General features: G+C 54.8%; 8 protein-coding genes. 5 read left to right on the top strand and 3 right to left on the bottom strand.

The window, feature by feature from the left end; genetic code table 11:
* Positions 1-156: 156 nt before the first annotated feature.
* Complete coding sequence (fdhD, locus tag AXW11_RS03915) at positions 157-1,011, top strand: formate dehydrogenase accessory sulfurtransferase FdhD (protein ID WP_502690932.1); 855 nt, start codon at positions 157-159, stop codon at positions 1,009-1,011.
* On the opposite strand, the gene AXW11_RS03920 is transcribed toward fdhD, so the two are convergent.
* Together AXW11_RS03920 and AXW11_RS03925 are read right to left on the bottom strand one after the other, a co-directional pair.
* On the bottom strand, positions 988-1,926 hold the full coding sequence (locus tag AXW11_RS03920) for a Dyp-type peroxidase (RefSeq protein WP_286791854.1): 939 nt from the start codon (positions 1,924-1,926) through the stop codon (positions 988-990). The genes fdhD and AXW11_RS03920 overlap by 24 nt on opposite strands.
* A gap of 32 nt (positions 1,927-1,958) precedes the next feature.
* Positions 1,959-4,235 carry an FdhF/YdeP family oxidoreductase gene (locus AXW11_RS03925; protein ID WP_286791855.1) on the bottom strand — a complete coding sequence of 759 codons (2,277 nt, stop codon included), beginning with the start codon at positions 4,233-4,235 and terminating at the stop codon, positions 1,959-1,961.
* Positions 4,236-4,386: 151 nt separating this feature from the next.
* Here AXW11_RS03925 and AXW11_RS03930 point away from each other — a divergent pair, with 151 nt between their 5' ends.
* From AXW11_RS03930 to AXW11_RS03940, 3 genes are all read left to right on the top strand, one after another.
* A complete protein-coding gene (locus tag AXW11_RS03930; RefSeq protein WP_286791856.1) occupies positions 4,387-5,028 on the top strand; it encodes a MarC family protein in 642 nt (213 codons plus the stop codon).
* Between the two features lie 214 nt (positions 5,029-5,242).
* The gene (gene uvrB / locus AXW11_RS03935) at positions 5,243-7,219 is read left to right on the top strand and encodes an excinuclease ABC subunit UvrB (RefSeq protein WP_286791857.1); all 1,977 of its coding nucleotides are present in this window, start codon (positions 5,243-5,245) and stop codon (positions 7,217-7,219) included.
* A 171-nt stretch (positions 7,220-7,390) separates the two neighbouring features.
* Entirely contained in the window at positions 7,391-9,259 is a 1,869-nt protein-coding gene (locus AXW11_RS03940; RefSeq protein WP_286791858.1) for a cation:proton antiporter domain-containing protein, read from the top strand.
* A 43-nt stretch (positions 9,260-9,302) separates the two neighbouring features.
* On the opposite strand, the gene AXW11_RS03945 is transcribed toward AXW11_RS03940, so the two are convergent.
* Positions 9,303-10,217 (bottom strand): LysR family transcriptional regulator, encoded by a 915-nt coding sequence (locus AXW11_RS03945; protein WP_286791860.1) that lies wholly within the window; start codon positions 10,215-10,217, stop codon positions 9,303-9,305.
* A gap of 221 nt (positions 10,218-10,438) precedes the next feature.
* On the opposite strand from AXW11_RS03945, the gene AXW11_RS03950 reads away from it, so the two are divergent.
* Positions 10,439-11,147: alcohol dehydrogenase catalytic domain-containing protein (locus AXW11_RS03950; RefSeq protein ID WP_502690933.1), on the top strand; the 709-nt coding region annotated here is incomplete at its 3' end.

Here is an 11,147-nt window from a genome sequence, read left to right on the forward strand (position 1 = left end):
GACTCCAGCTTCATTGTGAAAACAGCGTCCGATAAGCGAGCCACTAATACCGCCTTTCCCCCGCCAGCCCGACGGCGAGCAACGATCCAGACATTGCTGCGCCTTAGACGTTAACGCAGGATTCCCCTACTCTGAAGGTATCAACCTCACCGGAGCCTGACTGTGAGCACTTTCGCCCCCCTCGCTAACGAGCAGGCCGGCAACCAGGAATCGGCCTTCGATTACCTGGATTTGAACAGCCAGGTTCGCCATCAGGCGACCCTGGCCGAGGAAGCCGCGCTGGCCATCAGCTACAACGGCATTAGCCAGGCGGTGATGATGGTCACCCCCAATGATCTGGAAGACTTCGTACTGGGATTCAGCCTCAGCAATCGACTGATTGCTCGCCCCGAAGAGCTCTACGACATTGAGTTTGGCGGCCAGGGTGAGGCCCGACAGGCCGAATTGACCATTGCCAACCGCGCTTTCGCCGAACTCAAGCAACAGCGCCGTCAGCTGGCCGGCACCAGTGGTTGCGGTGTGTGTGGGGTGGCCGCACTGGAGCAGGCGCTGCCGGCGATGCCCTCTCTAAGCCCGGCGCCATTACCACCTGCCCGACTGTTTGCACGGCTACGCCAGCGGCTGGCCGAACACCAGCAACTGGCACAGCCCAGTGGCGCCCTGCATGCGGCGGCATACCTGGATAATCAGGGAGAAATTCTGTTCTGCCGGGAAGATATTGGCCGCCATAACGCCCTGGACAAGTTGATTGGCGCGCTCTACCACGCTGCCATCTCCCCCCGTGACGGCGTGGTGGTAATGACCAGCCGTTGCAGTCTGGAGCTGATTCAGAAAGCGGTAAGCACCGGCATTGGCACCCTGGCCACCCTGTCGGCGCCCACCGCGCTAACGGTACAGTGGGCACGGCGCCACCAACTCAACCTGATCCATGTACCGCATCACAGTGAACCACGACTATATAGCCCTGTCCCTGTGAGAGGTTCAGTCTCAGTCGGCCAAACAGTCGAGTAGCGCCTGCGACGGCACAAAGAACAAATTGCCGGTCACCGCCCGGCTGTAATCCAGCAACCGGTCATAGTTGCCTTCCGGGTTGCCCACAAACATGTTTTCCAGCATTTCTTCGGTAATTGCCGCTGATCGAGCATAGCCAATAAAGAAAGTGCCGAATTCCCGACTGCCCGGTTTGCCAAACGGCATGTTGTCGCGCAGGATTTTCAACTCTTCACCATCGCGCTCGATAACGGTCAGAGCATTATGAGCCCAGGAAGGTTTGTGCTCGTCGTCCAGCTCGATGTCGTCGAGCTTGCTGCGGCCGATGATTTTTTCCTGCTGCTCCACCGGTAGCGCATCCCAGCCATCCATGTCGTGCAGGTACTTCTGGGTTATCACATAGCTGCCACCGGCAAAGTCCGTATCTTCCTCCCCAACCAGGGCGAAGCGGGCGATCTCGTCGCCTTGCGGATTTTCGGTACCATCCACAAACCCCACCATGCTGCGTGAATCGAAATAACGAAAACCATGCACCTCGTCTTCCACCTGCACGCTGCCGCCCAGCTTGTTCATCAACTGCATGGCCATTTCAAAACACAGATCCATCTGCTCGGCACGAATATGGAAAAACAGGTCTCCCGGAGTACCCGGTGCGTGCCGCTCTGGCGGTCCCAGGGCGCGAAACTCGTGTAGCTCGCGGGGCTGGCCAGTTCCGAAAAAACGTGGCCAGGCCTGAGCACCGAAGGCGCAGATGCAGCTGAGATTGCCCGCCGGGGTGCGTTGACTGATGCTACGTACCAAGCCTCCCAGATCGGCACAAACCTCGCGAATCTGCTGTTCGGCTGCACCGCCAGGCAATGCTGTAGCCACGATAAAAATGGCGTATTGAGTCAGTGGTGCACAGACCGCTTGTGGGGCAGAAACCGTTGTCGTCATAACCTTGCCATTATTGTTTATGGTTGTTTGTATCAGGAGGCATCACTGGCCAGATTCACCCGTACCGGCACCGACTTGTAGGACGGCGTGCCGCTTTCCTTGTCCATGTAATCCAGCGGGATCAGCCGGTTGGCTTCCGGGTAATAGGCCGCTGCGGAACCCGCAGAAATGTTGTACTCGATCACTGTGAGGTTGTCATAGTGCAGCGACTTGCCCTCCAGGGCAGTTTCGATATTAACCTTATCGCCGTGCTGAAACCCGCGCGCGGCCATGTCTTCGGCATTCATGAACAGCACATCGCGGCGCCCGAACACGCCACGATAGCGATCATCCATGCCATAGATGGTGGTGTTGTATTGATCATGGCTGCGGATAGTGATCAATCGCAGCACATCGTCACCGCGGACCTCCAGATTCTGCTTCAGTCCATCGAACACAAAAAACTCTGCCTTGCCGGAGGGCGTATTCCATACCCTCTCGGTGGCCGGCAGTGGCATGCGAAAACCACCAGGTACCCGGATACGCTCGTTATAGTCGTCAAAGCCAGGGATCGTCTGTTCGATCAGATCACGGATGCGATCATAGTCTTCCACCAATGCCGCCCATTTGACGGTACTGCCAGGCAACGTGGCCTGAGCCATTCCGGCAACAATCGCAGGTTCCGATTTTAACCAGCGCGAGGCGGGCTCCAGCTGGCCTTGCGAGGCATGCACCATGGACATGGAATCCTCCACCGTCACCGCCTGCGGACCGCTGCCCTGCTCATCACGTTCAGTACGTCCCAGGCACGGGAACAGGAAGGTCTGTTTGGCGGTGAGCAGGTGGGAGCGATTCAGCTTGGTGCCGATATGCACGCCCAGATCCAGTCCCTTCATGGCCGGGTAACTGACCTCGGCATCCGGCATGGCCACGGCAAAGTTGCCGCCCAGACACAGCAACGCCTTGGCGTGGCCCGCCACCATGGCTTGCATGGTCTGTACCGCATCGTGGCCGTGCTCACTGGGCGGAGTAAAGCCAAAGGTCTGCTGCAATTTTTCCAGAAATGCCGGGGCAGGCTTTTCTGTGATACCCACGGTACGGTTACCCTGCACATTGGAATGGCCGCGCAGAGGACAAATGCCTGCCCCTAGTTTGCCCATGTTGCCTCTCAACAGCAACAGATCGCAGATCAGTCGCACATTGGCAGTGCCCTTGTTGTGCTGGGTGACCCCCATGCCATAACAAACAATGGTGGCCTTGGAGCGGGCGTAGGCCGCCGCCACCATTTCCAGATCACTGCGAAGCAAACCGCTTTCCCGTTCGATGTCCTCCCAGGCGGTGGCCTCGATATCCGCCACCAAAGCGTCAAAACCGGTCGTATGCTCATCGATAAAATCACGGTCGAGCACGCCACCGATGCCTTTTTCCAGCTGCAATACCCCTTTCATGATGCCCTTGAGCGCCGCCGCATCACCGCCGGCGCGCACCTGAAAATAGGACGAGGCAATGGGTGTTGAGCCAAAGGTCGCCATCTCGATCATGTTCTGCGGATCGGCAAAGCGCTCCAGAGACCGTTCTTTGAGCGGGTTGAACACCATGATCGGCACCTTGCGCCGGGAGGCTTCATGTAGCGTACCCATCATCCGCGGATGGTTAGTACCGGGGTTATGTCCGATGGAAATAATCAGCTCACAGTGGTCAAAATCTTCCAGCGAGACCGAGCCCTTGCCCATGCCGATAGAACGAGGCAGGCCAACGCTAGTCGCTTCATGGCACATGTTGGAACAATCGGGGAAGTTATTAGTGCCCAGTTCCCGTGCGAACAGTTGGTAAAGGTAGGCCGCTTCGTTGGAGGCGCGGCCAGAGGTATAAAACTCCACTTGACTCGGGTCTAGAGCGCGAAGGATCTCACCGATGCGATCAAAGGCCTGCTGCCATTCGATGGGTTCATAGTGGTCGGTGTTCGCGTTATAGACCAGTGGCTGCGTGAGTCGACCCATGCCTTCCAGGTCGTGGTCATGCCAGCCCAGCAGCTCGGTAACGCTGTGCTCGGCAAAGAATTCGGGCGTGACCCGCTTCTTGGTGGCTTCCCAAGTTACCGCCTTGGCACCATTCTCACAGAACTGGAAGGTAGAACGGTGCTCCTTGTCTGGCCAGGCGCAGCCAGGGCAGTCGAAACCATGGGGCTGATTGGTACGCAGCAAGGTGCCTGACGCCTGTACTGCATCCATCTGCTCACGCACCGCCTCGGCGGTGGCCTTGAGTGCACCCCAGCCCCCTGCCGGACCACCGTATTGCTTTACCCCTGGAACTTTGCGCCGGTCCGCCATGGCCCTACTCCTTGCCGTCATACGAATGAAATGCGTGGAAATGACGCTGCACACAGAAATAATGAACTACGCCCAGGCTGGCGCGATGTCAACCGCCGCCAACTTGCTATCATGCTCGGGCATCGTGATTACCGCAAAAGGGAGCGCAACCATGGACAAAACCGAACTGATCAAAGCCTTTGGCGCCTTCTTCGCCATCATGAACCCGTTCGTTAACCTGCCCATCTTTCTGGCGCTGACCACAGGCTTTACGGTGGCACAACAGCGTACCCTGGCGGTGAAAATCGTGTTGTTTTCGGCATTGATGTGTGGGGTGATTCTGCTCGCCGGGCAAGCCATTATTCACTTCTTCGGCATTACCGTTGACCAGTTTCGAGTGGCTGGCGGCATCGTGCTGGCGCATATTGCCTGGTCCATGCTCAACGGCGACAACATCAGCTCCCATCACGGCAGCGATGCAGAACAGGGGCAGATGCAGGATCTTAGCGGGCTGGCCTTCTACCCCATCACCTTTCCCATGATCGTCGGCCCCGGCACCATCGCCACCCTGATCATCTACGCAGGCCACGCTGGCTCTGCGGCAGCTCTGCTAGCACTGAGCAGTGTGGTCGCGGCGATCCTGCTGATGCTGTTTGCGGTGCTGTTCTTTGCCTCAGCCTTTGGCAAGGTCCTCAGCGATACCATGCGGGTGATTACTACCCGCCTGATGGGCATGATCCTGCTGGCCATTGCGGTAAGCATGCTAGTGGCTGGACTGTCTTCCCTTTTCCCTGGACTGGCTGGAACCTCCTAGCACTGTCTGTGTTTTGGGCTGCCGCCTAACGCGGAAAGGTCTACGGGGGCTTGCTTACGCTGCAGACTAGGAAAGCGCCCTGCCCTGCATTTGGTGCTTGGGGTATATATCCGCCACACACCAGCCCTCTAAAGAGTCCGGCTCTGGTTTGACAGAGCTTTCCAAACGCCAAGACATCCTGCTAAATACAAGGAGTGTAAATAGGAGATCGGTAATGTCTACAGGTAAGTTCATCTTGCACTCTAGCTACACGCCATCAGGGGATCAGCCTGAGGCCATAGCGAGATTGATATCGAATATTGAAGGCGGCGCAACGCATCAAACCCTTAAAGGGATTACCGGGTCTGGCAAGACCTACACCATGGCGAACGTGATTCACCGGCTTAAACGCCCCACCCTGATACTTGCACCGAACAAGACATTGACCGCTCAGCTTTACAGCGAAATGAAGAGCTTCTTCCCTGAAAATGCGGTTGAGTACTTCGTATCGTATTACGACTTCTTCCAGCCAGAGATCTATATTCCTGGCGCTGATCGCTTTATCAGGAAAGACTCCGCCATCAATGAGCATCTGGAGAGGCTGAGATTATCCACCACCAAGTCACTCATTGAACGCAGGGATGTCATCGTCGTGGCATCGGTCTCCTCCATATATGGTTTGGGTGATCCAGACGAATATCGTGCCTTGCAGGTGCCGCTAGCACCCGGCGCTCGATTTGACCAAAGAGAGCTGATTCACCGGCTCGCCAAGCTGCAATACGACAGAACAGATCGGAAGCTAAAACGCGCCACCTTCCGGGTACAGGGAGACGTGATTGATATCTTCCCAGCCGATTCAGAGCAATGGGGGGTGCGTGTAGAGCTGCTGGATGACGCCATTGAGTCTATTAAGCGTATCGACCCTGTGACAGGAGAGAGCCTCGAAACGATTGACGAATATTTTGTGTCGCCGAAGACCCTTTTTGCCACTCCCACCGACAAAATTGATGAAGCAACGCAAAAAATCACCGAAGAGATGGAGAAGCGCGTCGCAGAGCTGAATAGCGACAACCGTTTTGTGGAGGCTGATCGTCTGCATGAGCGAGTTACCAACGACATCGAAATGATGAAAGAACTTGGCTACTGCTCTGGGATGGAGAACTATTCCTCGTATTTCAGCGGTAGAGACGCCTCTCTGCCTCCAACGACCCTGCTCGACTACCTCCCCAAAGATGGGCTTTTATTCATCGATGAATCACATGTCATGATCCCGCAGATTTCTGCTATGTACCAGAGCGATCAGAGCCGCAAGAACACCCTTATTGATTACGGCTTCCGCTTACCGTCTTCCAAAGCCAACCGCCCTCTTAATTTCACTGAATTCGAGAAAATCAAACCGCAAACCGTATTTGTGTCCGCAACGCCGGGCGCTTACGAGATAAAGAAGTCTCAGGATCGGGTAATTGAGCAGATGATCCGCCCTACCGGCTTGCTTGACCCTGTGGTTGAAATCAGGAAAAAGGACGGCTCCATCGATGACCTTCTCAATGAAATCTCTGCATGTGTAACGAAGAACAGCCGGGTTCTTATTACCACTCTGACTAAGGCAGCTGCCGAAGACCTAAACGGCTATTTTGAAGAGAATGGTATTCGCACCAGATACATGCACTCAGACACCAAGGCTGAAGACCGGGTCGAAATCATTAATGGCCTTCGAGAAGGCGAATTCGACGTCTTGATTGGCATTAGCCTGCTTCGAGAGGGTCTCGATATTCCTGAAGCATCACTTGTCGCCATCCTCGATGCTGACCGTGCTGGCTTTCTACGTTCCTCCCACGCCCTAATCCAAATGATTGGACGTGTCGCACGTAATCAGAACGGTAAAGCCATTTTGTATGCTGACACGGTTACCCCAGCAATGAAGCAAGCTATCGATGAGACCAATAACCGCCGAGCCATCCAGATTGCCTTTAACAAAGAACACGGGATATCACCGACCTCCTCGGCGCGTAAAAAGGCAAGCGAACAAGTCGAAACTGCGGGTCCAGTTATTCATCCAGACGGCTTCTGTGAGAACCTGGCAGATCTTTGCCAGCAGATTACAGACAAGGAACAGCGTCTAATGGAGCTGACGGATAGTGGTAAAGAGCAAAGCGTAGAAGCGGTGCGTGAACAGCTTGATGCCTTGTATCGGCAGTTTATCTTCATGTAGATACCATTAAGGCGGGGGAATGCGTTGGTGCCCTCCCCCAACGCATTCCCTGCTCCGTAAATAGACGCAGAGCCCCATATCACGGGCTCTGCTTCATTTGGTATCTACACACTATTGTTGAATGAAAAGATCAAGATTGCTCAAAAACTGCTCAGGCATTGGTGAACTGTAATGACCGATTATCTACTCCTGTCGTTTATCTTCCTTGCTGCTGGTGTTGCCGCTGTGCCATTGGCAACCCGTCTCGGCCTGGGCTCGGTACTTGGATACCTGATAGCAGGCATCATGATCTCTCCCTTATTGGCATTGCTGGATGTAGACGTTCTCTCATTGCAGCATTTCGCCGAATTTGGAGTGGTGATGATGTTATTTCTGGTCGGCCTCGAGCTAGAACCCGAACGTCTTTGGAGGCTGCGCCATCGACTCATTGGTTTAGGTGGACTACAGCTATCTGCGACGACAGGTGCGGTGATGCTTATCTGCTGGATGCTGGGGGAAAGGTGGTCTGTTGCCCTGGCTGTAGGCCTGGTTCTGGCCTTGTCCTCCACTGCCATCGTGTTGCAGACATTGAACGAAAAAGGCCTGATGAGCAGCGACGGTGGGCAATCTGCCTTTTCCGTTTTGCTGTTTCAGGATATCGCGGTCATTCCCATGCTCGCCTTAATGCCGCTGCTAGCCATAGCTGAACTCCAGGACCTGCTTGTTCACGCACAAGACAGCGCTGAGCATACAGGGATCAGCCTGGTCGCGGGCTTGCCCGGCTGGCAGGCCACTCTAGTCACCATTGGAGCATTGGCTGTGGTGATTCTGGCTGGGCGGCGTTTAACCACCCAAATCTTTGATTTGATTGCAGCCACCCGACTACGCGAGCTGTTTAATGCCGCAGCGTTGATGATGGTGATAGGCGTTGCCTTGCTCATGCAGCTGGTCGGCCTGTCTCCGGCACTAGGTACCTTTATTGCCGGAGTCATGCTGGCTACCAGTGACTACCGCCATGAACTGGAATCCGATATTGAGCCATTCAAGGGTTTGTTGCTCGGATTGTTCTTTATGACCGTCGGCGCAGGTATCAATTTCGCCCTGTTCGCTAGCGCATGGGTACCTATTATCCTGGCCACACTGGGGCTTATCGCCGTCAAAGTCGTGGTATTACTGGTTCTGGCCAAGCTATTCCATCTGCAGGGCAGCAATCGCTGGCTCTTCGCATTGAGCCTGGCTCAAGCTGGTGAGTTCGGCTTTGTGCTGCTGTCTTTTACGGTCAATCACGCCATCTTGCCGCAAGCGCTAGCGGATCAGCTTCTGTTGATCGTTGCCCTATCCATGCTTCTAACGCCTGTATTATTCATCATCTATGACCGTGTAATTGCTCCTCGATATGCCGATTCTCAGCAACAAGCCTCAGATGAAATAGATGCCGCTGGTGACATCATCATCGCCGGGCACGGGCGATTCGGCGGTGTTATCAATCGTATGTTACGTGGCATGGGCTTGCAGACCACCGTGGTGGATTTCAGCGCAAGCCAGCTGGATATCCTGCGTAATTATGGCATCAGGGTCTATTACGGAGATGCCACACGGCCAGACCTGCTGGAAGCCGCTGGCATAGGCCAGGCCAAGTTACTCATTGTGGCCATTGATGGCAGGGAGCAGATCAACAAACTGGTTCAACACGTACTCAAGCACTACCCCAATGTCCATGTTATTGCCCGAGCTTGGGACAGGAACCATGTATTCGAGCTGTATGCCATGGGATGCCGTGACATCATTCGCGAAACTTACGATAGCGCCATACGAACAGGTCGCTCGGCCCTTGAGGCGTTAGGGGTGTCAGGCGAGCACGCCAGGCACCTGGCTGCGGAATTTGAAGTCTTGGACAGAAACATGATGGAGGAAGTCGCGGGTCTCCACAGCATCGACCGGCCGAATCATGAGAATCCCGAGTATGTCGCCAAAATGAAGGAGCTGAATGCTGAGCGAGAAGAGTTGTTACGCGGCAAAATCACCAGTATGCATATTGGTGGTAAAGGGTTTAACCAGTAGCCCACGTTGCATTTTGACTCAGGGCCGCCTTGGCTGAATTCCATTATTCAAGCTGATTGAGCGACGGCATAGCACCAAGCGCGGCATGAACTGCGTCAAAGACCGCGCGGACTCTGGGTGGAACAGGACCACTTTGTGGACGGTACACGAAGAGCCCCCATGGCGGAGGCTCTTCATTCTCAAGGACTTGAACAAGCTCTCCGCTAGCGATGTAAGGGGCTGCCATGTAGTCAGCCAACTGAGCAAAACCAAGCCCGGAAAGCGCAGCTCCCATTTCCACCTCGGCATTGTCTGCAATCAGAACTGGTGAGGTCGGTACCCACTGCCTCTCCCCCTTGAAATGCCAAGGCCAGGGGCGCCCTGTATTAATATCCAGCGCGGCAAGGATCGGCAGCGAGGCCAGCGCGTCGATATCACTGGGGGCCTCTAATTTCTCAATTAAGCCTGGCGCGGCAACAACCGGAAGTCTCATATCTGCCGCTTTCCTGGCAACGTAGCGGCTGTCTCGCATGAATCCGACTCTGACACCAACATCGATACCTTCATCCACGGTATTGCTGATACGGTCTGATAACCGAACATCCATGGTGATGCAGGGGTGACGTTCCGCCACACGCTCTATCGCCGGCAGAACTGCGCGGTTGCAAAGACTGTGAGGGGCTGTGATTCGAACCATTCCAGACACATCTTCGCCCTGCTCTTCCCCTCGAACGCGCAATAGATCCTCGACTTGCTCCAAAGCATCTCGAACTTGATCGAGCAACCCCTCCCCGAACGAGGTAATCCGGATCTGTCGAGTGTTTCGGTGGAACAGCAGTTCGCCGTAATGCGCCTCCAAGTGCTTGATCGCACGAGTGACCGCCTGAGGAGATGTGGCTAGCTTGACGGCTGCATCCCTAAAGCTGCTGCTCTCAGCAGCCACCAGGAAGATGCGTAGCATCTCGATTTCCTTGCTCATCACCCACTTCTCCTAGCCTGATATCACTTCATTATTATTCCACTTTTTGGAATGGTGAAACACTATATATTCCATATACAGACACAAAGCACTTTCCCACAATAGCGACATATCACCAGTAAAGATCAACTGGCGAAACGCTTAACAGGCTCTCACGATTGAGTTGTAAAGCATGAGAGTTAGCAAACTCCATTGAGCCAAGACCAACACAAGGAAACAACATCATGAAATCACGTGCAGCTGTTGCCTTTGAACCAGGTAAACCTCTTCAAATCGTAGAAATTGACGTTGAACCACCCCGTAAAGGCGAGGTACTCGTCAAAATTACACATACCGGGGTATGCCATACCGACGCTTTCACCCTGTCCGGGGACGACCCTGAAGGCATTTTCCCAGCGGTTTTGGGCCACGAGGGTGCAGGTATTGTTGTAGAGGTTGGCGAAGGTGTGACTAGCGTAAAACCCGGTGACCACGTTATCCCTCTCTATACCGCTGAATGTGGCGAATGCCTGTTCTGTAAATCCGGTAAAACCAACCTCTGTGTCGCGGTACGGGAAACTCAAGGTAAGGGCCTGATGCCGGACGGCACCACCCGCTTCTCATACAACGGCGAGCCAATCTATCACTACATGGGTTGCTCCACCTTCAGCGAGTACACCGTCGTTGCCGAAGTGTCCCTTGCCAAAATCAACCCTGACGCAAACCCCGAGCATGTCTGCTTACTGGGCTGTGGTGTGACCACCGGTATTGGTGCAGTCCACAACACGGCAAAAGTGCAGGAAGGCGACTCTGTCGCGGTCTTTGGACTAGGAGGCATCGGCCTCGCGGCTATCCAGGGTGCTCGCCAAGCCAAAGCCGGGCGGATTTTTGCGATTGATATCAATCCGGACAAATTCGACTTGGCACGCAGCTTCGGCGCGACTGACTGCC

The organism is Marinobacter sp. Hex_13 (assembly GCF_001566815.1).
GTDB lineage: Bacteria > Pseudomonadota > Gammaproteobacteria > Pseudomonadales > Oleiphilaceae > Marinobacter > Marinobacter salarius.

What these genes read in the sequence shown, in the direction of transcription:
- AXW11_RS03930 (WP_286791856.1), top strand. Translation starts at nt 4,387, where the DNA reads ATGGACAAAACCGAACTGATCAAAGCCTTTGGCGCCTTCTTCGCCATC.
- AXW11_RS03920 (WP_286791854.1), bottom strand. Translation starts at nt 1,926, where the DNA reads ATGACGACAACGGTTTCTGCCCCACAAGCGGTCTGTGCACCACTGACT.
- AXW11_RS03945 (WP_286791860.1), bottom strand. Translation starts at nt 10,217, where the DNA reads ATGAGCAAGGAAATCGAGATGCTACGCATCTTCCTGGTGGCTGCTGAG.
- AXW11_RS03940 (WP_286791858.1), top strand. Translation starts at nt 7,391, where the DNA reads ATGACCGATTATCTACTCCTGTCGTTTATCTTCCTTGCTGCTGGTGTT.
- AXW11_RS03925 (WP_286791855.1), bottom strand. Translation starts at nt 4,235, where the DNA reads ATGGCGGACCGGCGCAAAGTTCCAGGGGTAAAGCAATACGGTGGTCCG.
- uvrB (WP_286791857.1), top strand. Translation starts at nt 5,243, where the DNA reads ATGTCTACAGGTAAGTTCATCTTGCACTCTAGCTACACGCCATCAGGG.